The organism is Allotamlana fucoidanivorans (assembly GCF_045788535.1).
Classification (GTDB): domain Bacteria; phylum Bacteroidota; class Bacteroidia; order Flavobacteriales; family Flavobacteriaceae; genus Allotamlana; species Allotamlana fucoidanivorans.
Genome location: NZ_CP074074.1, coordinates 3,046,181 through 3,072,615 on the forward strand (window position 1 = coordinate 3,046,181; position 26,435 = coordinate 3,072,615).

Consider the following 26,435-nt stretch of genomic DNA (forward strand, 5'->3'; position numbering starts at 1 on the left):
ATTAAACATCTAGATCAAAGGTTTTTCTTAAAAGATCAATCGTTGGATTTTTCTCTTTTAGTTTTTCAAACTTTTCTATAGTTGTAAAGGCGTATTGTTTTTGTTTTATTTCATTAACTGTTACATCTATACTAATTTCAAAGTTATTCAGGGCTTTTCTAATATAGCCTAGAAGCTCATATTGATGCCGCTCAAGCTCAACTTTATTAGTCTCCGTTGGAAACTCTAAATGCGCTACTGAGCCTTTTAATTTTGGTGTATCAATAGAAAGAATTGAGGCTATGATATGTTTACCTTCATTTTGTAACTTATCAATATAAGCATTCCAAACAGTAATAAATTCTTTCTCTGTAAATGGATCTTTGGGTAATTGTTCTTCATCAACCACCACATCCATTTGTTTTATTTCGTGCGCTTTTTTAGTTCTTATACTGCTTAAGGACAGACCAGAGGTGCGTTTATTTTCTTTTTTTAAAATAACCTTTGGGGGAGTTTTTACTTGAAACTTTTCAAGCACTTTTGGTTCTGGATTAACAGCTTCATTTTTTACTTGAGTATCATCCGTTTGATTAGGCGAGGCCGTGTTAGGTCGTGTAACAGAAACAGGCGTAATTCCTTTTTTTCTGAAGTAAGAAGCGGGAATTATGTAATGTTTGCTATTTTTTTTTTCTCCATCAAAAGTGATAGAGGCAAGTTGCATTAAGCATAGCTCAACGAGTAACCGTTGATTTTTACTGGTCTTGTATTTTAAATCACATGCATTTGCTAAATCAATTGCTGATAGTAAAAAGGACTGTGATGCTTTTCTTGATTGCTCAAGGTATTTTAATTGTGTTTGTTCACCAACTTCCAATAGAGGTATGGTTTCTTCGGTTTTTGAAACCAACAAATCTCTAAAATGCGATGCCAAACCAGCTATGTAATGATGCCCGTCAAAACCTTTGGCAAGAGTTTCATTAAACTGAAGGAGTAACTCCGGAATGTTATTCTCAAGAATTAAGTCAGTACTTTTAAAATAGGTTTCATAATCAAGCACATTTAAGTTTTCGGTTACAGCTTGCCTAGTTAGGTTTTTGCCCGAAAAACTCACCACTCTATCAAAAATAGATAAGGCATCACGCATAGCTCCATCTGCTTTTTGAGCAATAATATGCAAAGCATCATCTTCCGCTTGAACACTCTGTTCTTTAGCAATATATTTTAAATAATCTTTGGCATCTTTTACTGTAATCCTTTTAAAATCAAATATTTGACAGCGCGATAAGATGGTTGGAATAATTTTATATTTTTCAGTAGTCGCTAAAATAAAAATACAGTGCTTGGGCGGTTCTTCTAAGGTTTTTAAAAAGGCATTAAAAGCCGCTTGCGATAGCATGTGCACCTCATCAATGATATAAACTTTATATTTCCCAACTTGAGGCGGAATTCTAACCTGATCGGTTAGGCTTCGTATATCATCAACAGAATTGTTTGAAGCAGCGTCAAGTTCAAAAATATTAAAAGCAAAATCTTCAGATTCAGATTCAGATCCATCACTATTAATCATTTTTGCTAAAATTCTGGCACAGGTGGTTTTCCCAACCCCTCGGGGCCCTGTAAACAACAAGGCTTGTGCTAAATGATTATTCTCAATGGCATTTAAAAGGGTGTTTGTAATAGCTTGCTGGCCCACAACATCTTTAAATGTTTGAGGGCGATATTTTCTAGCTGATACAATAAAATGCTCCATTGAAATTTCTTGAGATAACAAAGTTAAAAATTCAATTGAAAAATAAGAATTGAGAGCTTATAATTTGATAGGAGTTATTAACAATTTATGTACTTTTGCTTATAAGTAAATCGCCTTATCGCTGTTCAAAATTGAATGGAGGAAAGTCCGAACACCATAGTGCAATATAGTGGTTAATGGCCACCAGCCGAGAGGTTAGGAAAAGTGCAACAGAAAGAATGTACGGGTAATGCTGTAGTGAAATCAGGTAAACTCTATATGGTGCAATGTCATGTATACCAGCGTTTGAAAGCGGCACGTTTGATGCTGGAGGGTAGGCAGCTAAAGTGTATTAGTAATAGTACATTCAGATAAATGATAAGGGCTTTTTCTTTTTTAAGAAAAAGTACAGAATTCGGCTTATAGATTTGCTTAAGTATAATAAACCCTTCTTTAAGTTATTTAAAGAAGGGTTTATCGGTTATTAAAGTGACTAACTCTATTCTGTTTTTGGCGCATAGTCCATATCAGGACGCATTCTTCCTGTATATTCTTCTGTTCTGGTTACGTATTTCATAACTTTATTAAAGGTATCCCATCTATCAGGGCCAAGGGTTTCTCGGTTAGCCGTATCCTTTTTAGCAGAATCTATTTCATTTTCTGCTGATAAAGAAACTAAGTAATATGATTCTGTTTGACCTAAGCCATCACGATACACACGATAATAACGTGTAGAGCCCTTATCTTTAAACATTTGTTTTACAGCTTTCATGCCTTCTCGGATGTCTTTTGCGTGTTCGGGTTTGTAATACATATAAATCCAGGTTCTATAATTTTCATTACTAGGTGCATTTTCTACACCTTCAGGCATATAAGATAGCTCAGAATCTTTTACAAGAATATAAGTCCCATGCGAATCATAGTGTTTATCAAATTCTTTAAACATATCACTAAAATCATCTCCCATGGCTTCAGCCATTTCAGCAAAAGGACGTTCGTCCAATTCTGCAAAGTTCTCAATGGGCGATACATAGATGTATTTAAAATCGTTTGTTGAAGCTGCAAACCACGTTACGTCTACATTGTATTTTATACAGGCGTCTCTAAATTTTTTGGCTACTTTTTCATACTCCATAAAGCTAGAAGGCCTTACGTTGTCTTGATGAACTCTAAACATTTGTTGAGCGAAGGAAAAATTTACTACTAAACAGAATAATAGCGTTAATACAATGGCATTTTTAATTGTTTTCATAATTGATATTTTGGAAGGTTAGTGAATACTAAAGCGTAGAAACGAATTGCTCTATTTCTAAATGGTTTTATGTATTTGATAGCTACATAAGGATTAAGTATAACAGATGTGAAATATTGGATTAGGGAATAACGTGGCTTGCAAAAATGAAATTTTGAATGAATCAAGAAAATACTTTTCATAGTTATATTGATGTTAATGACGCCTTAACCATACAACATAAGTGGTAATTTATTACCAATGGATAGTAAATTATGAGTCTGGGACTCTTAGAGAGTTTCTAATTTACAGAAAAAAAAGGAATAAAAAAAATGGATTCAATTAGGCGTGTTCAAAAAAACTAAAAACATTACCTCCATAAGCTTTTGAGTATGCGTAATTTTCAATCTCTGATAAATCTGTATGCTTAGAATGCTCAACAACCAAAGTGCCGTTTTTAGATAAAATATTATTATTAAAAATCAACTCAGGTATTTTAGAAAACTGATCTTGAGTGAAGTTATAAGGCGGATCAGCAAAAATGAAGTCAGCCATTATATTTGTTTTATCTAAAAATTTAAAAACATCAGCTTTTAAGGTTTGTATAGGCATGCCAAAGCTATGGGCTGTTTGATTTATAAAATTAATACATCGGTGATCTTGATCTACGGCAGTGATGGTTTCTGTACCTCTTGAAGCGAATTCATAACTAATATTGCCCGTGCCTGCAAACAAATCAATTACAGATATGTCATCAAAATAATAAAGATTGTTGATTATGTTGAACAAAGATTCCTTGGCCATATCCGTTGTTGGCCGAACTGGAAGGTTTTTAGGTGCGTTTATTTTTCGTCTTTTATAAATGCCTGATATTATACGCATGATATACTTTTTATAAGCACAAAATTTGAATAATTTGAAGCTGTATGGCTATTTTCAAATTTGTAATTATCCATTATATTGCCAAAGGCAATAGTTCTTATATATTTATAGGCTATTTGATACAATGCATCCTCCTTATTAACATCACCTAAAAAGAGAAGCTCAAATGTTTCAGGGTTTAAACCTAATTGTTCTGCTGTAAACAGGATATAATAGATAAAGTCTTGGTCGGTTTGGTAGTTGAAACTGTTGTAAAGTTTTAGTTTTCCTTTTTCAATAACAATAATTTGAAAATTGTCTTTACTAACATGTACATAAAACTTTAAAGATGTTGCATGTTTTTCGAAATGAAGCAGTTCTTCTATTAAAACCGTTGATATGTGTTTAAAGGTGAAATCACCAAATTGGTCATATATAAAGTTGTTAACGTTAACATAAGGCACATAAACGTTAATGATATCTTGTTCGTTAAGCGCATCAAAAGTAACAAAATCAGTTTTTAAGATTTTAGAATTAAACTTTAAATAATCTGCTAAGTTCGCTTCATTAAATAAGGTTTTGGGTACTTGTACGGATAGGTCACTATCATGAATAACGGTAACCCTGTAAAAATTGTTAGCTAAATAAGTATCCGTATTAAAAAGATCTGTAAGTTCATTTAAAATATCTAACGGATTCAACTTTTTCCCAAAATGCTTTTCTTTTAAATGAAGTATGGTGTTAGATTGCGTATCTAGAATACAAAAAGAAAGTCCACTCAAACTGATTTGAATGGACAAGCTTAGTTTAGTTAGTTTGTTGTTAGTAATGTTACTCGTTTGAGCCATATGTTTTAGGCCAGTTACCATTGGTTTTAACCTCGTCCATTGATCCTACTTTAAGGGCATTACCATTAACACCATCAACAGATACTACTTGATTTTCCTGAATTAGTAAATCTTTATTTTGATCAAACAAAATAACATCTTTTTTTACTTTGGCTTCAAAAACAGGTATTTTTAATTTATTTTGCTCAATAAAGCCAGCTTTCAATTCAAATTTTGCATCAGGCTTTCCAACAGGCACATTCATCATAGTTTTATAACGATCAGACTTCTTAAATAGTGAGTCCTTTACAGACACAAAACCTAAGGTGTCAATGATAACAATATCCTTATAAGTATCTACTTGATATAGTTTAGTAAGTTCTTTGTCAATAATACTTGAGTCTCTTCGTTGGGTAATCGTGTATTCTGCTGTATCAATAAACTTAATTAAATTTTCAAATTTATCAGCAAATTTACCTGTAACCTGTCTGTGTGCTAATTGCGCATTTCTAATATCTCTTAAGCTTTCAATAACTTTAGCGTAACGCTTGTTTTTTGTTTTATTAAATTGAATGGGTTCATAAATAGATTGATACGTTTGGTAACCTAAATATCCAATTATAACCCAAAGTACTATGTTTAAAACAGGTTTTAATTTTGAAGGAATAAATTTGTCAATTAACTTAACTAAGCCAATTGTAACTAAAATCACTGCAACTGCAATAAGAATAAATGTCAACATAGTATGTTATTTAATTTTAATTTTGTTAAAGGAATTTAGCAAATCTACAATTTTTTTTTAATGGTAAAAACAAAGAGCGTAAAAATCATTTCTATCTTTGAACAATAAATTATTAGCCTTCTTTGTTAAATGCAAGCCTCAGAATTTTATTCCCTTATAAAACAGCAGTTTCCGTTTCAGCCAACGCTAAAACAAGATATTGTATTGCAACAATTATCTGAATTTATTTTTGGGAAATATCCAAAAGCCTTATATGTTTTAAAAGGTTATGCGGGAACTGGAAAAACCACCATAATTGGCACTATAGTAACTAATTTATGGAAAGCAAAGAAGAGTGCGGTGTTATTGGCACCAACAGGTAGGGCAGCCAAAGTGATATCTAATTATTCTAACAAAGAAGCTTTTACTATTCATAAAAAAATTTATTTTCCTAAAAAAAATAAAAGCGGAGGTGTCAAGTTTGTTTTGCAACCTAATAAACATAAAAATACGGTATTCATTGTTGATGAGGCTTCTATGATCCCTGACACTCCTGGAGAATCGAAGTTTTTTGAAAATGGCTCGTTACTTGATGATTTAATGCAGTATGTGTATTCTGGTCATCAATGTAAGTTGCTTTTAATAGGGGATACAGCACAGTTACCACCTGTAAAATTAGAACTTAGCCCAGCACTTGATGAAAATTTATTGAGTTTAAATTACAATAAAGAAGTCACTAGAATGGAACTTGATGAAGTAGTGCGTCAAGAACAAAATTCTGGTATTTTAGCAAATGCAACTGTGCTTCGAGAAGCCTTAATGAATATGAATTTTGACACTTTTAAATTTGATTTAAACGGCTTTAAAGACATTGTTAGGCTTATTGATGGCTATGAAATTATGGATGCTATTAATGAGGCATATAGTGAATTAGGCAAGGAAGAAACTGCCATCATTGTTAGGAGTAATAAACGTGCTAATTTATACAATCAGCAGATTAGGAGTCGGATTTTATTTAACGAAAACGAATTGTCTGCTGGTGATTATTTAATGGTTGTTAAAAACAATTATTTCTGGATAAAACCAACAACAGAAGCTGGTTTTATTGCAAACGGCGATATCATTGAAGTACTTGAAATATTTAGTATTATTGAGTTATATGGTTTTAGGTTTGCTGAAGTAAAAATTAGAATGGTTGATTATCCAAGGATGAAGCCGTTTGAAACGGTTTTAATCTTAGATACCATTGATGCCGAAAGCCCTTCGTTATCTTATGAAGACTCTAATAGACTGTATCAAGAAGTGATGAAAGATTTTGAAAATGAATCAAGTCAATATAAAAAGTTTTTAAAGGTAAAAAGCAATAAATATTTTAATGCGCTTCAGGTGAAATTTTCATATGCTATGACCTGTCATAAATCTCAGGGCGGCCAATGGGATACTGTTTTTGTTGAACAGCCTTATTTGCCAAATGGTATAGATAAAGACTATTTACGTTGGCTTTATACTGCTGTTACAAGAGCAAAAGAAAAATTGTATCTTATAGGTTTTAAGGAAACCTTTTTTGAGGAATAGTTGTTAATGTTAAAAAAGTATGACTGTAGAAACAATAATGAGCATTTGTCTAGGTATTGGTTTAGCTGCCTCTGTAGGTTTTAGAGTGTTTTTGCCCTTGTTTGCCTTAAGTCTGGTTGCTTATTTTGATGTTTGGCATCTCAATGAATCATGGGAATGGTTAGGCAGTACAGCCGCTTTAATAACGCTAGGTGTAGCTACTATTGTTGAAATTATAGCTTATTTTATACCTTATATTGATAATCTATTAGATACTATAGCTGTACCACTAGCCACTTTGGGAGGTACCCTTGTGATGTTATCAACAGTTTCAGAGTTAAGTCCGTTGGTAACTTGGGCATTGGCTATCATTGCGGGAGGAGGAACGGCCGCGGCTATTTCAGGCGCATCAAGTTCGGCTCGATTTACATCTACTGTTTCAACAGCGGGTTTTGGTAACCCCTTGGTCTCCATTTTTGAAACAGGATGTTCTATCATTATGGCACTAATTTCAATTTTTTTGCCATTACTAGGAGGCGTTTTTGTGTTACTATTGCTAATATTTATTTATAAATTCTTTAGAAAGTTTAAATCTTCAACGCCCTAAGACCATATAAATTTTATTACTTTTGATATTTAGTTTTTAAGTCTTTTTCAACATAAAATTTATAGCCCTTGAAAATAATTTCAATGATTCCAGCGCGCTATGCGGCCTCACGTTTCCCTGGTAAACTCATGCAAGACCTTCATGGTAAAACGGTGATTTTAAGAACTTATGAAGCCACGGTGGCTACAAACCTTTTTGATGATGTTATTGTAGTTACTGATAGTGACATTATTTACAATGAAATTGTCAGTAATGGAGGTAAGGCCATGATGAGTATAAAGGAGCATGATTGTGGATCTGATAGGATTGCCGAGGCTGTTGAAAACTTAGATATTGACATTGTTATCAATGTTCAGGGTGATGAACCTTTTACGGATGAGAAGTCACTAAGTAAACTTATTCAGGTGTTTAAGGAAGACAAAAACAAGGAAGTTGATTTGGCGTCTTTAATGGTTCACATTACAGAAGAAGCGGAAATTAATAACCCGAATACGGTAAAGGTTATTGTAGATCAATCTAAATTTGCTTTATACTTTTCTAGAAGTCCTATTCCATATCCTAGAGAAAAAAAATCAGGTGCAAAATATTATAAGCACAAAGGGGTTTATGCTTTTAGAAAGGAGGCCATACTTGATTTTTACAGATTACCCATGCTTCCACTTGAAGCTTCCGAAAAAATAGAATGTATCCGCTATTTAGAATACGGAAAACGTATTAAAATGGTTGAAACAGATATTCAAGGTGTTGAAATTGATACGAAAGAAGACTTAGAGCGCGCAAAGAAATTATGGAGATAGACTATAAAAATATCAAGGTTATAGGTTTTGATGCTGATGACACCTTATGGGTTAATGAAACTTATTTTAGAGATGCTGAAGCTGAATTTTGTAGGTTGCTTTCTAAATACGAAACACCAAACAAGATTGATCAAGAGCTTTTTAAAAAGGAGATTAGTAACCTGCCTATGTATGGATATGGCGTTAAAGCATTTGTTTTGTCTATGGTAGAGTCGGCACTTGAGCTATCAAATTATGATATTCCAAATAAAACACTTGAAGCTATCCTTAATATAGGTAAGGATATGCTTAAAAAACCTGTAGAATTACTTGATGGGGTAGATGTTGTTTTAAAAACCTTATCAAAAAAGTATAGACTTATTTTAGCTACTAAAGGCGATTTACTTGATCAGGAACGCAAACTGGAGAAGTCTGGTTTAACCGATTATTTTCATCATATTGAAGTACTAAGCGATAAAAAAGAAGATAATTATGCTAAACTTTTAAAACACTTAGATATTCATCCGTCCGAATTTTTAATGATTGGTAATTCTCTTAAATCTGATGTTTTGCCATTAATAAATATTGGGGCACAAGCCATTCATGTACCATTTCATACCACGTGGGCGCATGAAGAGGTTACTGATGAAGATACCAACGGAAAAACATATAAAACCATTAATACCTTAAAATCGCTATTAAAATACTTTTAGGCCTTGAAACTAATAGATTTGAATACTTGGAACAGAAAAGCATTGTATCATCACTTTTCTACGTTTAAAGATCCTTATTTTGGAATAACAGCGCAGGTCAATGTATCTAGGGCGTATTTGTTTTCAAAAAAGAACAAAATCAGTTTTTTTGCTAGGTATTTACATGATTGTATGAAAGCCATTAATACAATTGATAACTTAAAATTAAGAATTCAAGATGGGCAAGTGGTTATGTTTGATGTTATAAATGCTTCTGCCACTATTTCAAGAAAAGATAATACGTTTGGGTTTTCATTTATTGATTATGACGAGAGTTTTTCAAAATTTAAAAAGAATTTTGAAAGTGAAAAGAAGCGCATACATCAAAGTGATGAATTGTTTCCTTCAAACAATGGTTTAGATTGTATTCATTGTTCAGCGTTGCCATGGATAAATTTTACAGGACATAAAGAGCCTGTATCAGGAAAACAAGAGTCTATACCCAAGTTAAGCTTTGGTAAGGTGGTAAAAAATGATCATGACATGATGATGCGTGTAGGTATTCAGGTAAATCATGCACTAGTTGATGGCTATCATGTAGGACTTTTTTTTGAAAAATTTCAAGAAAACCTTGACAAATAGATTTTAAATAATAGTATTTTTACTTGTTCTAAAAATAGACATATAAATGAATTATAAGAACTTTCCCATGGTGTCAAAGGTGATTTTTGGCAGAGGTAGTTTTAATCAAGTAAATGATGTTTTAGCTCCAAAACGTTTAGGCATTCATTCTCCTTTTATATTTTTAATTGATGATGTGTTTAAAGGTAATTCATGGTTAACGTCAAGAATATCTTTAGCTTATGATGATAGGATTATATTTGTTTCAACTAAAGAAGAACCGAAAACCGCTCAGGTAGATGATTTGGTAGAAGATATCATTTTAAAAGGAAAAGAACGTCCATCGGGTATTATAGGAATTGGAGGTGGAAGTATTTTAGACTTGACCAAGGCTGTTTCTATTATGTTAACAAACGACGGTCTGGCTGAAGATTATCAAGGATGGGATCTAGTAAAGAACCCCGCCATATATCACGTCGGTGTACCAACGCTGTCTGGTACAGGTGCTGAAGTATCTAGAACAGCTGTATTAACAGGACCAGAAAAAAAACTGGGAATTAATTCAGATTTTACACCTTTTGATCAGGTTATTTTGGATTCAAAATTGACCAGGGGAGTCTCTAAAGAGCAATGGTTTTATACAGGAATGGACTGTTATATTCATTGTGTAGAATCGCTTACAGGCACCTATTTAAATGCTTTTAGCCAGTCTTATGGTAACATGGCGCTTGAGTTGTGTAAAGAGATTTTTCTTGATGATAAGCTTTCTGAAGAAGAAGCTCAAGAAAAATTAATGATGGCTTCGTGGCATGGAGGTATGAGTATTGTTTACTCTCAGGTTGGCGTAGCACATGCCTTGAGTTATGGGTTATCCTACTTATTAGGAACCAAACATGGTATAGGAAACTGTATCGTTTTTAATCATTTAGAGGAATTTTATCCTGAAGGCGTTAAAATTTTTAAAGAGATGTTAGCTAAACATCATATTAGTTTACCACAAGGTGTTTGTGCTCATTTAAGTGATAGCGAGTTTGACATTATGATAGATGTTGCGCTAGGGCTAGAACCACTATGGGAAAATGCTATTGGTATAGATTGGAAAAAAACGATTACCAGAGAGAAATTAAAATCACTTTATCAAAGAATGTAATATGCAATGGTTGGCTAAACTTATATATTTTAAATTGTTAGGTTGGCAACTTGTTGGTAATACTTCATTTTCAAAAGATTCTGTAAAAAAAGCGGTTATTATTGCTGTACCTCATACAAGTTGGCATGATTTCTACATTGGTATTCTGTTAAGAGCAGTAGTAGGAGTAAAAACCAATTTTATTGGAAAAAAAGAACTTTTTATTTTCCCATTCGGGATTTTTTTTAGAGCGCTTGGGGGTGCTCCTATAAATAGACAATCGAATGAAAATAAGGTAGATATGATTGCTAAACTCTTTCAAGAACATGAGGAGTTTAGAATTGCACTAGCTCCAGAGGGCACCCGAAAAAAGGTTAAACAATGGCGCACAGGTTTTTATTACATTGCTAAAAAGGCCAAGGTTCCTATCATTATGTTTACTCTAGATTTTGGTAAAAAACAAAACAAAGTTTCAGAACCATTTTATCCATCAGATAATATAGAAGCTGATTTTGAATATATGCATCAGTTCTTCATTGGCGTAGAAGGCAAAATTGCAAAATATTCTTAGAGAAATGCCGTTAATTTGGCATGAAAATTGTTATTAATATGATAAGTTCATGAAACATAAAGTAAACAAGATATTGTCCCTAAAAAGAAACATGACTAACAAAGCTACTCACCTTTGAAGTAGCTTTTTTTTATTAGAACCGTTTTTAAAGCTCCATTGGCTTTCTTTACAACCATGCTGAACGTATCATTATGCATCACTTGTGCAGAGCCATTAATAAAGTCACATAAAGGTGTTGATTGAACATCTAAATCATCTACAGTTATAATTTCATCACCATACTCTAATTGCTCTTTTAAATCAGCACTCCACACTATGCCAACAATAATCTTATTGCCTAAAATACTTGGAGAAAACCCCAAGTGCTTCTGCTTCATATCCACAACACGATTATGCGGATTAAAGTAAAATCTTTTTTGCTTAAAATTAAAAGTCATAGTGCCATATTTTAACATTTCGGCGCCTATTCTAGAATTAGTATCATTCGTTGTTTTTACTAAAGTATTATTAAAAACAGTATTTACAAACTTTAGTTGATCTATTATCAGTCGGTATTGTGTATTCTGTTTAGCCGTACCAAATAAACTCATAGAAGCACTTCCTGTAGCTTCAGAAACTTTGGTATAGATACCATAATCACTTAATTTATTCATATGATTTAAGGTTAAATCATAAAAACCTTTCATACCTGTATCAATGAGAACATGCTCTTTTACGGTTTTATCTCCTTTAAATTCAATCCATATATACGGACTCTTTTGAGCATTGATTAAGTCCATTTTAAAGGCTTCATCCTTATTTAAATGCAGGCGCTTAGGCGTATCAGTAACTACAAGTAATTTATTATCAAGGTTAATTTGAATGATAGATTTGTACAACATATTACTTCCTATAATACCATCTATATCAAAACAATCAAAAATTAAATTATGTGAGGTATTATCAACAAGCGTTGGACAATTTATAAATCTAATAGAACCAAGTTGCAATTCTGGAATGGAAACAAGTTCTAACTGGTTGCGCTTGTTTGTAGCATCAGATACGTTGATTTGCGAAATAGACTTGCTTTCAATTTTAACACTAAGTTCTTTAGAAATTACATTTGGCGCCCCTGTGTCTAGCATGAATTTATAGGTTCTGTTTTCAATAGTTACAGGAATAATTATTTTTTCAGAAATAAAATCAAAATGAATCTCCGTGTAATAGTTTTTATCTGAGCGTAAACCTTTTGTAAATCTGTTTTGTTGGGCCTCAATAGTGTTATTCATGAAAATCATGCAACCCAATAAGAGAATACTTAAAGCTTTTATTGATTTTTTTTTTTGCATAATACTATAATACAGAAACGTTTAATGTTTTTAATTACAGCACACTAAACTAAGTACATTTTTAAGGATGTGGTTAAAAAAAACGTTAAAATAGCAATAAGCTATTTAAATTAATAGGAACGTTGTATCTTTTCGCTTTACAAGTAGATTCTATGATAAAAGACACTAAAATTGCAGTATTGATAGATGGTGATAATATTCCTTCAAAATACATCTCTGAAATGATGGAGGAAATAACAAAGTATGGCACACCAACCATTAAAAGAATTTATGGAGATTGGACTAACCCCTACCTTTCTAAATGGAAAAAAGTCTTGTTAGAACATGCCATCACACCCATTCAGCAATATGGATATACACAAGGAAAAAATGCCACAGATTCAGCTATGATTATTGATGCGATGGATATTTTATATTCCGAAAAGGTTAATGGTTTTTGTTTAGTGTCTTCTGATAGCGATTTTACAAAATTAGCCACACGTTTAAGAGAAGCAGGAATCGTTGTTTATGGCATGGGAGAAAAGAAAACCCCAGATCCTTTTATTGTAGCTTGTGATAAGTTTATTTATTTGGAAATTCTTAAAAAAGATACAGAAGAAGCGGTAGGAGGGAAAGACGTAAAGAAAAAGAATTTATACAACCTCACTCCCAAAATCATTCGTTTATTGCAAAATTCTGTTGAAGATGCCGCAGATGATGATGGTTGGGCTTTTTTAGGAGATGTGGGATCTTTAATATTAAAAAAACAACCAAATTTTGATTCAAGAAATTTTGGTTTTGAAAAGTTAACGCCTTTGTTCAAATCATTAAAGCAGTTTGAGTTGGAAACAAGAGACCAACCCAATGCACGATTTAAACTTATTTTTGTAAAGAATAAGACTTAACTAACTTATTTATTCCATTTCCTGATACTAACAGATTGCTCAGTAGGGAAATCTTCAGGAACTTTTTGCGTGACTTTACCTGTTGCCGCCCATTCTACACCACGTTGAAAGGTGGTAATAAATCCAACACATTCAAAAGAATAATCCATATGTCCCATGGCTGAATGGAATATCCTGCCTTTTCCATAATCAATAGTCATAAGCATGGGTTCATGACGCTGCGTTCCCTTATATTTTTTGTCAGAATAAGCCGTGGCCAATATGGTCATATTTTCGGCAGGTCCTCGCATTTCAGCGTATAGTTCATCTTTGGTGTGAAGCCAGGTTTCTGGCAGTCCTTTCATAATAGGGTGGTCTTTAGCCCGTGTTTTTAATACGTAATTGTGTTGCGGACCATGAGAAGCACATTTACCATCAGACGGATCGCGTACAAGTTCATCGTCATCATTATAATATACATAAGGTCCCGTGTGAATATCACGACCACCCCAACCTCCTAGGCCAATCATTTTATTAAACTGATCCCAATCGCCCCAAGCGTTGTTTGCCGCATGAATTAAAACAAATCCACCGCCATTTTTTACAAACGTTTCAAAATTTGCCTTGGTGGCTTCAGGCCATTGAGAGGATTTCCAACCAAAATTAGAAATGACCACATCGTAATTTTTGAAATTAGGATTAAAATCAGGATCATATTTTGTACTGTCTACCTCAATTCTTGATACACCATCCTGTAACGGATATAGTTTTAAAAGCTCATGAATGTCACTAACATTTTTAACGGGGTTGAAATGCGGCCCCATCCAGGTATATTTTTTTCTATTAATATCTACCTCAAACAAACCTGTTTGTTCTAAATAATCTTTCATCATAAAGGTTGTTTTGGGCCAAATACCATGGTTATTCTCACCGTCAACAATAAGTACCTTTATCTTTTTTTCTAGAGTAGGACTATTTAGAGCAAGCCTAGAATCTGTTTGCGATTTACAACAAAAAAAAGTGGTGGTTAAAATTACGAGTAAAATAATTCGAAATAACATATGAGTTTTTTATTTGAAAACGAAAGATAAAAAAATAAATAAGATTTAAAGCTCTAAAATTTGGTTCATGACCCAGCTGGTATGAAGGGCAGATGCTCCAGTTGATGGGTGCGATGTTTTTAAGTGAAATAAATAATCTTTCATGTTTTTTACATGAAACTCTTGAATATGCTTAGGGTTGTCAATAAATAAGGTTTCATTTACATCGGTACTTTTTAAAACAATAGGGTTTTCGTGAAAAACAGAAAATGTAATGGTACCTCTATTTCCATAAATAGTAACAGTGTCTTGATGGTCATCACAGCCAAAATTCCAAACACCACTGCCTGAAATACCAGATGTGTGTAACCAAGTGGCACTAACGGCATCTTTTGCAGAGTATAGGTTTTGCTGATTTAAGCTGATACCTTTAGCTTTTTCAATGGTTCCTAAAAGAAATACAAATAAATCAATTCCATGGCTCGCCAGATCATCAAAATAACCACCAGGTGCAATCTTTGCATCGGTTCGCCAATTGTAAGCTTTTGATTGGTCTAACTCACTGGCGGGTTTGCTTAAATACGCAGAAATATGTCTTACTGCACCAATGTAATTTTTATCAAGCCATTCTTTCACCTTTAAAAATCTAGGGAGTGAGCGGCGGTAGTAAGCCACAAATAGGGGTAAGTTTTTATTTTTAAACGCATTATAAATATCTAAACTATCAGAATAGCAAGGAGCCAATGGCTTTTCAATACAACAAGGTTTATTAGCTTCAGCTACTTTTAGAGCATAGTGTTTATGTGAATCTGGAGGTGTAGCGATATAAACCGCATCTATTTCTGGACTATTAATAAGATCATCAGCATTAGTGTAGGTGGTTGGTATTTGATGTCTTTTAGCATAATCCAGAAGTTTCTCAGCATCACGCCGCATAACAGCATGCAATTTAAAACCTTCAGTAAGTTGATAAGCAGGGCCACTTTTTAGTTCTGTGACGTTGCCACATCCAATAATACCCCAACGAATTGTTTTATGATTCATTATAGATGCACAGTATTTAAAACAAAAACTAAAAGAGAGCTTGAAGCCCTCTTTTTATTATTCAGTCGTTTCTTCCATGGTGTGATATACATTTTGCACATCATCGTCTTCTTCTAGCTTTTCTAACAACTTTTCAACATCTTCAGCCTGTTCAGGGGAAATAGATTTTGTGACTTGAGGAATGCGCTCAAAACCTGAAGATAATATTTCAATACCTCTGTTTTCTAATTCAGATTGAATGGCACCAAAACTCTCAAAAGGTGCATAAATGAGTATACCATCCTCATCAGCAAAAACCTCTTCAGCACCAAAGTCAATAAACTCTAATTCTATTTCTTCAGGATCTAATCCTTCAGCATTGATTCTAAAATTACAGGTGTGATCAAACATAAATACAACAGAACCCGATGTGCCTAAACTCCCATTACATTTGTTAAAATAACTTCTTACATTGGCAACGGTTCTGGTGTTATTATCAGTGGCTGTTTCTACCAGTACAGCAATGCCATGTGGTGCATACCCTTCAAAAATAACTTCTTTATAGTCGCCCTGATTTTTATCAGACGCTCGTTTTATAGCGCGCTCAATATTATCTTTTGGCATGTTTACAGCCTTAGCATTTTGTATGACTGCTCTTAATCGGGAATTGCTGTCAGGATCTGGACCACCTTCTTTTACAGCCATAACAATGTCTTTCCCAATGCGAGTAAAGGCTTTACTCATGGCAGACCAACGTTTCATCTTTCTTGCTTTTCTAAACTCAAAAGCTCTTCCCATAATATATGTTTTATTTGATTTTCTCCTTGGTTTAAGAGAATGGTTTATGTGTTATATTTTGCCTCACAAAGTTAAAAACCTTGGGGTTATTTGCAAATTATTCCTCAGGTTCTACAATATATTCAATGGCTTTTGCCAACTGAAAGTCTTTATTGGTTACGCCACCAGCATCATGCGTAGATAATGAGATTGTTAACACGTTGTATTCATTGGACCAGCTAGGGTGGTGATTAAGCGCTTCGCATTCAAAAGCGATACGACTCATAGCGCTAAAGCAATCTTTGAAATTTTCAAATTCAAATTCAGCATGAATAGCATCATCATAATATTCCCACTCAGGAAGATGAAGCAATTTTTTTTCTATGTCTTGTTCTGTAAGTTTACTCATAGTTAAAGGTTTTAATCTATGTTACAATGTAATCATTTGATTAATGAAAATCAACTCATTTTTTTACTTCGCTTAGTATGTCATGACTTTTTAGTTGTAAATGTTTAGGAAGCAGATTGTACTTGGGCAAAACAGCCAAATAGCGTTCTTCGTTTGTCGTGTATACATGTTTATAGATAACATGCTCTGAAAATTGATGATATGTTACCAATTCTTTGATAAAATCATCATGATGTACTAAATCTTTACTTCCTAGATGGAAAACACCATATTTATTTCTATTGATGATGTAGTGAATTTGTTGGGTAAGTTTGCTGTCGCTCGTAACATTCATAATTAAGTTAGGAAATACTTCAACAGGTTCATGGGCTTTAATGAGTTGTTCAATTTCTTGAATTCTAGGAGATTGTGGCCCAAATACCATTGGCAATCTTAAAATAGCTACCTTTTTTTTAGGTAAACGGAGTAACATGTTTTCAATCTTTATTTTAAAATGCCCATAAATACTATTGCTATAGGTTTTATCAAGCTCATAGCTAGGATATTTGCTATAAGCATCAAAAACATTGGCTGACGACAAAAATATGAGTTTTACCTGTTCATGAAAAACATATTCTACTAGATGCTGATGGAGTATTACTTGTTTTGAAAAGTTACCACGTAATGCTGAAATAATAATGGTTGGTTTAACGATATCTAGAATTTCAAAAATATCATCTTCTTCTAAATTGTATTGAAAAAAATGTTTATTCTTTTCGTATGCTTTATTGCTAATGTTATATGTAGCAAACGTTTTAAAATAAGGGCAAAGCTCTTTGTAGATAGCTTTTCCTAAAAAGCCACTGCCCCCTAAAATTAAAACCCTGTGTTTGCTGCCTATTATTACTCGCTTCCCCTTCATTTATAGCATAACTCATTCTTTTAACCTTTATAAAAGGGTAGTTTTACGATGGTTGCAGGGATTGTTTTTTTACGTATCTGAATGTAAATTTTACCCCCTAAACCAGCTAACGCCGTTTGTACATAACCTAAACCAATACCTTTTCCTAATGAAGGCGACATGGTGCCAGAAGTTACAATACCTATTTTAACACCATGATCATCAACAATCTCATAGTCTTGACGTGGTATACCGCGTTCGTTTAATTCAAATGCTATGAGTTTCCGTTTAGGACCATTTTCTTTTTCTAGCTTTAAGGCTTCAGAATTTGTAAACGTTTTAGTGAATTTGGTAATCCATCCCAAACCTGCTTCAATAGGCGAGGTAGTATCATCAATATCATTACCATAAAGGCAGTAGCCCATTTCTAATCGTAAGGTATCTCTTGCTGCTAGACCTACTGGTTTAATACCAAAATCTGCACCAGCTTCAAATACCTTGTCCCAAACCTGTTGTACTTCGGAATTCTTACAGTAAATTTCAAATCCACCACTGCCAGTATAGCCAGTTGCCGAAATAATCACATGTTCAATACCTGCAAAATCGCCAACCACAAAATTATAGAATTTAATAGCAGACAAATCATGACTTGTTAGAGACTGCATAGCTTCAATAGCTTTTGGACCTTGAATAGCTAATAAGGAATAATCATCACTTAAATTTCGCATGGTAGCTCCAACATCGTTTTTTGATTGTATCCAATTCCAATCTTTTTCAATATTACTTGCATTAACAACTAATAAATATTGGTCTTCCTTAAGCTTATATATTATTAAATCATCCACAATACCGCCATCATCATTAGGCAAACAGCTGTATTGCGCTTTACCAATGGTTAATTTTGACCCATCATTGCTTGATACTTTTTGAATTAATGCCAAAGCATGTTCACCTTCAATTAAAAACTCTCCCATATGAGACACATCAAAAACACCTACAGCCTTTCTTACCGTTTCATGTTCTATGTTTACACCTTCATATTGTACAGGCATATTAAAACCTGCAAAAGGTATCATTTTAGCTCCAAGTGCTTTGTGAGTTACTGTTAAGGCTGTGTTTTTCATCTACTATATTGTTTATTTTGACTTGAACAAATGTATATAAATTTCTGCGTTTCTAATTCATGTACGTTTTATATTAACATGGATTTAGAGTTTATATAAAATTAAAGAATCGTTTAGTTTCAATTAAAAGACTAAACTACAAGTGTTCACCTCTCTATATAAATTCAATTTTAGAAAATAGTAATAGTAGATTGGTTGTCGGAGTGATATAGATGCCTTATTTTAACCATTTGGAATAAAGAGATTCTTTTGGTTTTGACTTTTTTATGACACTTAGTAAAAGTAATAAATTAAAAAAAAGATTAATTGATATTATTTTTTAATAGTTTAGATATTGGTATCACATGCCCATTGGGCTCTATTTTAGACAAAGTGTTTAGAAAGTTGTATAGTAACCTGTAACTTAATAACCTTAAGATTTTAATTTTGAATAGTTTATAGGGGGATTGTTTTAATAATTAAAACAGGTGAGCGATATGTTGAAGATCTTTAAATCTTAACGTCTAAGTCCAAACGAATTCTATCTCCGGTTTCTTTAGTTAAACCAAAAGGTACAAGCTGTTCTACTTTATAGTATTTTAAAGTAAGTTTCATGTTTTTAGCCAATAAATAGCTAGCGACCAACTCAATACCTTTAAAGTTTGTTAGTCTTCCGTCGGGAGAATCAAAACTAGAATAATCCCATCTTGCCCAATCATTTTGAGCCAAAAAGTCAACGGCGGCATAGCGCTCTAAATAGGTGTATGTAGCTTTGAACTTCCAATCTTTTTTTTGCTTTAAACTACCGTAGCTTATTGCTGTAATAAAGCCATTTTTTTGGTTTTTAAAGAGCGAATCGATGTTTTCGTTTTGATTATAGTCTTGAAAATTATGATAATAATCTACTTCAAAAAAGATTTGGTGTGGTTGTGAAATTCGTAAAGTGGTGCCTAAGTTGAAAATGGCATAATCAAATGTAAACGTCTCGCTTCCATCAGGAATGTTAGGCATGTTTTTGAAATAATACAACGAGGAGAATAAGGCTATTTTTTGTTTCAATACCGTAGTTGATGCTTGTAAACCTTGAAAATATCTATCCTTATCTAATGATGTTCCCGATGCTCTAACTATAAAATGTCCTGCATTTATGTCTAATTTATCAAATACGTTGGAATCAAAATGCACTTTCTTTTTAAAAAATAAACCTTCGGGATAAACGTTATCACTCCAAAACAGCTCATGTTGCTTGTAAAATGGAAATGTATTTTTGCCTAGCCAAAATTTATAACCTTTTTGCTCTGCTTGAAAGTATAGTTTTTCAAAGCCCAACGGTATAACATTAAACTCTCCAAACCCATCGCCAATAGTAATTTGCGGGTCTTGCTGTTTATTTGGTAATCCTGTTCTTATACGAGATCCAAAGTCTGACCAATGGTTTAGTTTATAAGTAAACCCAGCTCTCAATCTATATCTAAGTCGTGTGCGGTTGTCTCTAAAAGTACCATCTGATTTTTTTGAATTCCAATCCTCTTCAACTCTAAATCTAAAATCGGCATTAAACTTTAATTTATTTGTTGAAGATTCTTGACTGTTAACGAGTAAAGGAAAAATTATGCACGTCAATAATACATAAATCAAGGTTTGTTTTGATAACATTTAGTCTAAAGTTAATTAGTTGTGATAAAATTAATAGTAAAGCTATTAAAAGCGCATGACAAAAATCATACAAATACAAAAAAACAAGCCGAATATACTATTTTATAGAAAGCTTTAAAAAATCAAATAAAAAATAAGGTATTGTGTTGCTTAGGAGAAAGGAAGGCTTGATTTATTTGACAATGAATTTTGAAATTTTTACCCTTGGTATTCTATTTCGAATGCAATCACACATAAGTCTTAACTAAATGCTTAGTATATATTCTTTGTTCCTTTTATCATTTCAAACTGCTATATTAAGTACTTAGGTTTTAATAAAATTTTAAAAGTTAATACAAAAATAGGGTTTTTGTTACCATTTGGCCCTTATATCCATGTAACACCTTAATAGAATTTGCAATGACAAAAAACTTACTAACTATTGCTTTATTGTTTGTATACAGTATAATGGCTATAGCTCAAAATGAGGAAAACCAACAAGTAGACCCTTCAAAGCCAACTAATATTTATGATAGAGTTAATAATAATTTAGAGTTTACTGATAGAAGTGGTAAACAAGAATTTGGCTATAGATTTAATTATAGTTATGCCAATGAATTGGGTATTCAAGCTACTCTTGAAGTACCGTTTTTATATAGTGTTGATAATAATAACTTTGGAGTTAGTGATTTAAGATTACGAGCATTTTATGTGCCTTATACAGACTATGATAAATTATTTGGTGGTTTAGGCGTGTCTATGGATATATTTATTCCAACAGGTGACATAAACAAGGGATTAGGTTCAGGCTCATGGAGTGTTTCTCCAGGTGTTATAATGGGATTAATGCTTAGTGACTCTTATTCGCTTTGGCCAATTGTATCGTATAGATACCAAATTGGAGCTTCACAAGAAGTTAATGTTATTAAACATGGCGGAAGTTTACAGTTACTTAATAGTGTATCTTTTTCTGACCGAATTTATCTTTTAGCTTCGCCAATGTTTATTATTAATGATTTTCAAAATGACTTTGAGGATCTGGTAGGAGGGGAGGTTGAACTCAATTATATGATAATACCTAATAAATTGCAAATAGGCACATTTACCAGACATTTGGCCAATAAAGGGGTGCATACACAATCGTATAGGTTGTTCGCAAGGTTTTTCTTGTAGGTATAAATAAAACATTGGATACAAAAAAAAGGCCTGCCAAAATGTGTTGCAAGCCTTTTTTTGTAAAACTTTCTATTTATCGTAATAAAAATGATTTTAATTCATCATAAGAAGAAATGGACGTAGACTCTTTCTTTTTACCCATGACTTCTTGAATTTGTTTGGGTAAAGGTTGGTCAATTTTAACAACATCTTCAACCACATCTAAAAATTTAGTAGGATGCGCTGTTTCTAAAAATACACAATGCGCATTGGGGTGTTCTTTTAAATACGATTTACACCCTAAATATCCTACTGCACCATGTGGATCAGCAACATAATTATAATTATTATAAATCTCAAGCATAGCGTCTTTGGTTTCTTCATCAGTAAAGCTGTAAGAAGATAAATTTTCTTTCAGGGTATTAAACTGATTTTTGTAAATCTCTTGAATTCTTATAAAGTTACTGGGCGCACCAACATCCATAGCATTACTTATAGTTTGTACCGAAGGTTTAGGTTCATACAGTTGAGAAATTAAATATCGTGTTACCACATTATTTGCATTGTTTGATGCAATAAAGTTATTGATTGGTAAACCTAACTGCTGCGCCATCATTCCAGCGCAAATATTGCCGAAGTTACCACTAGGCACAGAAAATACAATGTCTTTATGCGTGTTATGCAGTTGTTTATAAGCAAACATAAAGTAGAATAATTGAGGCAACCAACGCGCCACATTTATAGAGTTTGCAGAGGTCAACTGCATTTGTGAGGTTATAGACTTATCAAGAAAGGCGGTTTTTACCATAGCCTGGCAGTCATCAAACGTGCCATCAACTTCAAGCGCTTTAATGTTTTGTCCTAAGGTAGTTAATTGCTTTTCTTGAATGTCACTTACTTTTCCGCTGGGGTATAGTATAACAACATTTACCCCTTTTACCCCTAAAAAACCATTAGCCACAGCTCCACCTGTATCACCTGATGTTGCTACTAACACCGTTACTTCTTCACTATTATCGCTATTAAAATACCCTAAACAACGAGCCATAAATCGTGCTCCAACATCTTTAAAGGCCATAGTAGGTCCGTGAAAGAGTTCTAAAGTAGAAATAGTGTCATTGAGTTTTACCACAGGAAAATCAAATGACAATGTTTCTTCAACTATAGTTTTTAAAACAGCTTCTGGAATTTCAGGAGAAACAAACTGTTTTATGGCTTCAAAAGCTATCTCTGTGTATGATAAATCATCTATTTGCTCAAAAAAATACTTGGGTAAAGGGGTAATACTTTCAGGAAAGTAGAGCCCTTTATCTGGTGCTAAACCTTTTATTACGGCATTTTTAAATGATGAGTTTGGAGCTTTATGATTAAGTGAATAATAATTCATTTTTTATTATTTTAAAATTTTAACACCTTGAGTGTTTATTTTTGAAACATGAATTTCAAAGACTATCTCTGTATTTTTATAAACTGATGCGATGGCTTCTTTAACAGTATTGGCTGTGTCTAGCCCTTGGCTTAATGAAAATATAGATGGGCCAGAACCAGAGATACCAACCCCTAAGGCTCCAGCTTGTAAAGCTGCTTCTTTTACCAATTTAAATTCTGGGATTAATTGACTTCTATAAGGTTCAATAATCACATCATTGAGAGCGTCACCGATGAGTTCAAAGTCATTAGTATGTAACGCATGAACTAAACTCCCTAAATTAGCCCATTGTTCAATGGCTTTGTTTAAAGGCACTTCGGTGGGTAAAATAGCTCTAGACTCTGATGTTTTTATTTCTATTTGCGGGTGAATAATAGTAGCATATAATCCGTCTGGACTTGGTAAATCTAAAATTTTTAAAGGAGATATGCTTTTCACTAAGGTAAAGCCACCAAACAGAGCAGGGGCTAAGTTGTCTGCATGTTCACATTTGCTTGCTAAGGCTTCTCCTTGTATAGCAAATGCTGTAAGCTGGGTTTTATTAAAGGGTCTTCCAAGTAGTTCATTCATACCAAATACGCTGCCAACAGCACTCGCAGCACTACTGCCAATACCGCTTCCAGGTTTTATTTTCTTGTAAATTTCAATTTCAAAACCAAAATCAAGATCTAAAGTATTGTACATGGCTAGTGCCGAAACGCCAGCCACATTTAATTCGGTCTCATAAGGCAAATCAAAGCCTTCAATATGGCTAATATGAATGCCTTTCTTTTCAACTTTTCTTATCACCATGTGGTCACCAACACTATCTAAGCAAAACCCTAGAACGTCAAAACCACATGCTACATTTGCTACAGTAGCTGGAGAAAATATTTTAATCTCGTTCATTTTATCTATTAAATAGTTTTCGGCTGCACTAGAGCAATAACTTGAACTTCTTTCATGTAACATTATATTGTTCTTTCTAATTAATTATAATGCATTAGTCATTTCCTAACCTAATGATATCTGCAAATAATCCAGATGCAGTAACATCTGCCCCCGCACCAGCGCCCTTAATAATCATAGGGTTGGTAGGGTAGCGTTCTGTGTAAAACATCACAATATTATCACTACCTTCTAAGTTATAAAACGGATGTCCTTCTGGAATTTCTTGCAGACTAACACTTGCTTTTCCGTCTTCAAATTTAGCTACGTATTTTAATTGACAATGATTAGACTTGGCAGACGCATATAATTTTTGATAATGGGCTTCATCAGCAATTAATGTGTTATAAAAATCATCAACGGAATCACTTTTTAATCCTGCTTCAGAAAGAAAAGAGGTATTCTCAATATCTTCTAAATTTATTTTCACACCACTTTCTCTTGCTAAAATTAATATCTTTCTAGCAACATCAACACCACTTAAGTCAATTCTGGGATCAGGCTCTGTATACCCTTCGGCACCAGCCTGTTTTACAATGTCATAAAATTTAGTTGTATCATTAAAATTATTGAAAACAAAGTTTAAACTTCCTGATAACACGGCTTGGATAGACTTAATTTTGTCACCAGAAGCCACAAGATTTCTCAGCGTGTCTATAACGGGTAAACCAGCTCCTACATTTGTTTCAAATAAAAACGGAGCGTTATATTTTAAAGACAAACGTTTTAATAATTTGTAATTTTCATAGTCACTAGAGCAAGCTATTTTATTACAAGCCACAATAGCAATGCTTTCTCGTAAATATTGGGCATATAAATCGGCTACATTCTTATTTGCAGTTACATCAACAAATATACTGTTGCGTAAATTCAAAGCTTTAGCCTTTTCAAAAAAGCCTTGTAGGCTGGCTGTTTCTCCTGACTCTAGTTGTTCTTTCCAATTGGATAAGTCTAAGCCATGCTCCCCAAAAATCATTTTTCTTGAGTTAGACAACCCTATCACCCGTAATTTAATTTTCAGGTTATCTTTCAAGTATTTTTTTTGCTGTTTAATTTGTTCAACTAAACGTTCACCCACATTACCAACCCCAGTGATAAAAACATTTAACTGTTTCGTTTTTGATTCAAAGAATTGCTCATGAAGAGTATTTAAAGCTTTTTTAACATCACTTTCAGTAATTACTGCCGTGATATTTTTTTCAGAAGCACCCTGCGCAATAGCTCTTACATTAACATTGTTTTTTCCTAGGCTACTGAACATTTTACCACTAATACCTTGATGGTTTTTCATGTTGTCTCCAACGAGTGCAATCATAGATAACCCTGTTTCAACGATAAGAGGCTCAATTTTATTTAAAGCAATTTCGTTTTCAAAAATAGCATCAATGGCTACTTTGGCATTTTCAGCATCTTTTTCTTCAATACCTAAGCATATAGAATGTTCAGAAGACGCTTGAGTAATCATAATAACATTTATTTTTTCTTGAGAAAGTGTTTCAAACAAACGCTTAGAAAAACCAGGAATACCCACCATTCCACTACCTTCAAGTGTAAGAAGCGCTATGTTATTGATGTTACTAATTCCTTTTACAGGACCGTTAGCATCGCTATCTTCATTTGAAATCACAGTTCCAGCTTCATTCGGGGCCAAAGTGTTTTTAATATGAATAGGAATATTTAAATTCAATACAGGCTGCACGGTTGGCGGATACAATACTTTAGCTCCAAAATGCGATAATTCCATCGCTTCTTGATAGGATATTTTTTCAATAGGATAGGCCTGCTTAACCAATTTAGGATTGGTTGTGTACATCCCACTAACATCTGTCCATATTTCTAACTGATCAACTTTCAATGCGGCAGCTATTATAGCAGCGGTAAAATCTGAACCACCTCTGCCTAATGTGGTTTGCTCACCCGATTTTGAGCGGGCTATAAACCCAGGTAAAATAGTTATAGTTTGTTTGGCCGAACTAAAATAATCCTGAATATTCTTATTAGTTATTTGATAATCAACCTCTGCTTTTGTGAAATTTGAGTTTGTGACCACTAGTTCTTGAGCATTTTTTCTATCAGCAGAAAGTCCTCTGTTTTTTATGGTTTCAGCAATAAGGAACGAAGACAATAACTCGCCATAACTCACTAATTTATCTGAAGTTTTAGGAGATAATTCATTAATCAAATAAATACCTTCTAGTAAACTTTTTAAAGCTTCTAATTGGCGTTCAACATATCCTAAAATCTCTTGATTATTTACAGGATTTAATTCCTGAATGATACTAAAATGCTTGTCTTTAATAAGCTGAAAGGTTTCTAGAAACTGTTGGTCTTTATTTTGAGCTTGTTTCCCTGCTAAGAGTAATTTGTCTGTTATACCACCTACGGCAGAAACAACACAGGCTAATGGCCCTGTTTTGCTATAGTTTTCTAGAATATTTATAACGTTATTTATGTTTTTTGAAGAACCTACAGAAGTTCCTCCAAATTTTAAAACTTTCATGTTTTAATGCGTTGAATAATTAAAAAAATACTTGAAATACTGTGATTGTAAAAATCACAAAAATAGCC

At 33.3% G+C, this 26,435-nt stretch carries 25 protein-coding genes and 1 other RNA gene; 10 read left to right on the forward strand and 16 right to left on the reverse strand.

The window, feature by feature from the left end:
• Nucleotide 1: 1 nt before the first annotated feature.
• Nucleotides 2-1,729: a DNA polymerase III subunit gamma/tau gene (gene dnaX / locus KFZ70_RS12900; protein ID WP_139698704.1), complete on the reverse strand. Its 1,728-nt coding sequence runs from the start codon at nt 1,727-1,729 to the stop codon at nt 2-4.
• A gap of 102 nt (nt 1,730-1,831) precedes the next feature.
• Between dnaX and rnpB the strand changes: the two genes are divergently transcribed.
• Nucleotides 1,832-2,147: RNase P RNA component class A (rnpB, locus tag KFZ70_RS12905), an RNA gene on the forward strand.
• A 60-nt stretch (nt 2,148-2,207) separates the two neighbouring features.
• Here rnpB and KFZ70_RS12910 read toward each other — a convergent pair.
• From KFZ70_RS12910 to KFZ70_RS12925, 4 genes are all read right to left on the reverse strand, one after another.
• On the reverse strand, nt 2,208-2,960 hold the full coding sequence (locus KFZ70_RS12910; RefSeq protein ID WP_139698703.1) for a hypothetical protein: 753 nt from the start codon (nt 2,958-2,960) through the stop codon (nt 2,208-2,210).
• Between the two features lie 321 nt (nt 2,961-3,281).
• Complete coding sequence (gene rsmD / locus KFZ70_RS12915) at nt 3,282-3,821, reverse strand: 16S rRNA (guanine(966)-N(2))-methyltransferase RsmD (protein ID WP_139698702.1); 540 nt, start codon at nt 3,819-3,821, stop codon at nt 3,282-3,284.
• Nucleotides 3,812-4,648 carry a DUF3822 family protein gene (locus KFZ70_RS12920; protein WP_139698701.1) on the reverse strand — a complete coding sequence of 279 codons (837 nt, stop codon included), beginning with the start codon at nt 4,646-4,648 and terminating at the stop codon, nt 3,812-3,814. Before KFZ70_RS12920 ends, rsmD begins: the two co-directional genes overlap by 10 nt.
• Complete coding sequence (locus tag KFZ70_RS12925) at nt 4,632-5,369, reverse strand: hypothetical protein (protein WP_199240700.1); 738 nt, start codon at nt 5,367-5,369, stop codon at nt 4,632-4,634. The genes KFZ70_RS12920 and KFZ70_RS12925 overlap by 17 nt, the downstream gene beginning before the upstream one ends.
• A 129-nt stretch (nt 5,370-5,498) precedes the next feature.
• Between KFZ70_RS12925 and KFZ70_RS12930 the strand changes: the two genes are divergently transcribed.
• From KFZ70_RS12930 to KFZ70_RS12960, 7 genes are all read left to right on the forward strand, one after another.
• The gene (locus KFZ70_RS12930; protein WP_139698700.1) at nt 5,499-6,923 is read left to right on the forward strand and encodes an ATP-dependent RecD-like DNA helicase; all 1,425 of its coding nucleotides are present in this window, start codon (nt 5,499-5,501) and stop codon (nt 6,921-6,923) included.
• A 19-nt stretch (nt 6,924-6,942) separates the two neighbouring features.
• On the forward strand, nt 6,943-7,509 hold the full coding sequence (locus KFZ70_RS12935; protein WP_139698699.1) for a DUF4126 domain-containing protein: 567 nt from the start codon (nt 6,943-6,945) through the stop codon (nt 7,507-7,509).
• Nucleotides 7,510-7,592: 83 nt separating this feature from the next.
• A complete protein-coding gene (gene kdsB / locus KFZ70_RS12940) occupies nt 7,593-8,306 on the forward strand; it encodes a 3-deoxy-manno-octulosonate cytidylyltransferase (protein WP_199240702.1) in 714 nt (237 codons plus the stop codon).
• Complete coding sequence (locus tag KFZ70_RS12945) at nt 8,297-8,998, forward strand: HAD family hydrolase (RefSeq protein ID WP_139698697.1); 702 nt, start codon at nt 8,297-8,299, stop codon at nt 8,996-8,998. The genes kdsB and KFZ70_RS12945 overlap by 10 nt, the downstream gene beginning before the upstream one ends.
• 3 nt (nt 8,999-9,001) lie before the next feature.
• The gene (locus KFZ70_RS12950; protein WP_139698696.1) at nt 9,002-9,619 is read left to right on the forward strand and encodes a CatA-like O-acetyltransferase; all 618 of its coding nucleotides are present in this window, start codon (nt 9,002-9,004) and stop codon (nt 9,617-9,619) included.
• 46 nt (nt 9,620-9,665) lie between these two features.
• Nucleotides 9,666-10,748: an iron-containing alcohol dehydrogenase family protein gene (locus tag KFZ70_RS12955; RefSeq protein ID WP_139698695.1), complete on the forward strand. Its 1,083-nt coding sequence runs from the start codon at nt 9,666-9,668 to the stop codon at nt 10,746-10,748.
• Nucleotide 10,749: 1 nt separating this feature from the next.
• Nucleotides 10,750-11,298, forward strand: a complete 549-nt coding sequence (locus KFZ70_RS12960) for a 1-acyl-sn-glycerol-3-phosphate acyltransferase (protein WP_139698694.1) — start codon at nt 10,750-10,752, stop codon at nt 11,296-11,298.
• A 104-nt stretch (nt 11,299-11,402) separates the two neighbouring features.
• On the opposite strand, the gene KFZ70_RS12965 is transcribed toward KFZ70_RS12960, so the two are convergent.
• Entirely contained in the window at nt 11,403-12,626 is a 1,224-nt protein-coding gene (locus tag KFZ70_RS12965) for a retropepsin-like aspartic protease (protein ID WP_139698693.1), read from the reverse strand.
• Between the two features lie 152 nt (nt 12,627-12,778).
• Between KFZ70_RS12965 and KFZ70_RS12970 the strand changes: the two genes are divergently transcribed.
• Nucleotides 12,779-13,510, forward strand: a complete 732-nt coding sequence (locus KFZ70_RS12970) for an NYN domain-containing protein (RefSeq protein WP_139698692.1) — start codon at nt 12,779-12,781, stop codon at nt 13,508-13,510.
• Nucleotides 13,511-13,515: 5 nt separating this feature from the next.
• Here KFZ70_RS12970 and KFZ70_RS12975 read toward each other — a convergent pair whose 3' ends face one another.
• From KFZ70_RS12975 to KFZ70_RS13005, 7 genes are all read right to left on the reverse strand, one after another.
• Nucleotides 13,516-14,550 carry a ThuA domain-containing protein gene (locus tag KFZ70_RS12975; protein ID WP_139698691.1) on the reverse strand — a complete coding sequence of 345 codons (1,035 nt, stop codon included), beginning with the start codon at nt 14,548-14,550 and terminating at the stop codon, nt 13,516-13,518.
• A gap of 45 nt (nt 14,551-14,595) precedes the next feature.
• A complete protein-coding gene (locus tag KFZ70_RS12980; protein WP_139698690.1) occupies nt 14,596-15,573 on the reverse strand; it encodes a Gfo/Idh/MocA family protein in 978 nt (325 codons plus the stop codon).
• A 57-nt stretch (nt 15,574-15,630) separates the two neighbouring features.
• A complete protein-coding gene (locus KFZ70_RS12985; RefSeq protein ID WP_139698689.1) occupies nt 15,631-16,350 on the reverse strand; it encodes a YebC/PmpR family DNA-binding transcriptional regulator in 720 nt (239 codons plus the stop codon).
• A gap of 97 nt (nt 16,351-16,447) precedes the next feature.
• Nucleotides 16,448-16,738: a 4a-hydroxytetrahydrobiopterin dehydratase gene (locus KFZ70_RS12990; RefSeq protein WP_139698688.1), complete on the reverse strand. Its 291-nt coding sequence runs from the start codon at nt 16,736-16,738 to the stop codon at nt 16,448-16,450.
• 55 nt (nt 16,739-16,793) lie between these two features.
• Nucleotides 16,794-17,639: a sugar nucleotide-binding protein gene (locus KFZ70_RS12995; protein ID WP_139698687.1), complete on the reverse strand. Its 846-nt coding sequence runs from the start codon at nt 17,637-17,639 to the stop codon at nt 16,794-16,796.
• A 20-nt stretch (nt 17,640-17,659) separates the two neighbouring features.
• Complete coding sequence (gene gcvT, locus KFZ70_RS13000) at nt 17,660-18,742, reverse strand: glycine cleavage system aminomethyltransferase GcvT (protein ID WP_139698686.1); 1,083 nt, start codon at nt 18,740-18,742, stop codon at nt 17,660-17,662.
• 489 nt (nt 18,743-19,231) lie between these two features.
• Nucleotides 19,232-20,377, reverse strand: a complete 1,146-nt coding sequence (locus KFZ70_RS13005) for a putative porin (RefSeq protein ID WP_139698685.1) — start codon at nt 20,375-20,377, stop codon at nt 19,232-19,234.
• 399 nt (nt 20,378-20,776) lie between these two features.
• On the opposite strand from KFZ70_RS13005, the gene KFZ70_RS13010 reads away from it, so the two are divergent.
• Nucleotides 20,777-21,529: a transporter gene (locus tag KFZ70_RS13010; protein WP_139698684.1), complete on the forward strand. Its 753-nt coding sequence runs from the start codon at nt 20,777-20,779 to the stop codon at nt 21,527-21,529.
• A 76-nt stretch (nt 21,530-21,605) separates the two neighbouring features.
• Here KFZ70_RS13010 and thrC read toward each other — a convergent pair whose 3' ends face one another.
• From thrC to thrA, 3 genes are all read right to left on the reverse strand, one after another.
• Nucleotides 21,606-22,898, reverse strand: coding sequence for a threonine synthase (gene thrC / locus KFZ70_RS13015; protein WP_139698683.1), 1,293 nt, complete (start codon nt 22,896-22,898; stop codon nt 21,606-21,608).
• Nucleotides 22,899-22,904: 6 nt separating this feature from the next.
• A complete protein-coding gene (locus KFZ70_RS13020; protein WP_139698713.1) occupies nt 22,905-23,828 on the reverse strand; it encodes a homoserine kinase in 924 nt (307 codons plus the stop codon).
• Nucleotides 23,829-23,922: 94 nt separating this feature from the next.
• Nucleotides 23,923-26,367 carry a bifunctional aspartate kinase/homoserine dehydrogenase I gene (gene thrA, locus KFZ70_RS13025; protein ID WP_139698682.1) on the reverse strand — a complete coding sequence of 815 codons (2,445 nt, stop codon included), beginning with the start codon at nt 26,365-26,367 and terminating at the stop codon, nt 23,923-23,925.
• Nucleotides 26,368-26,435: the final 68 nt, after the last annotated feature.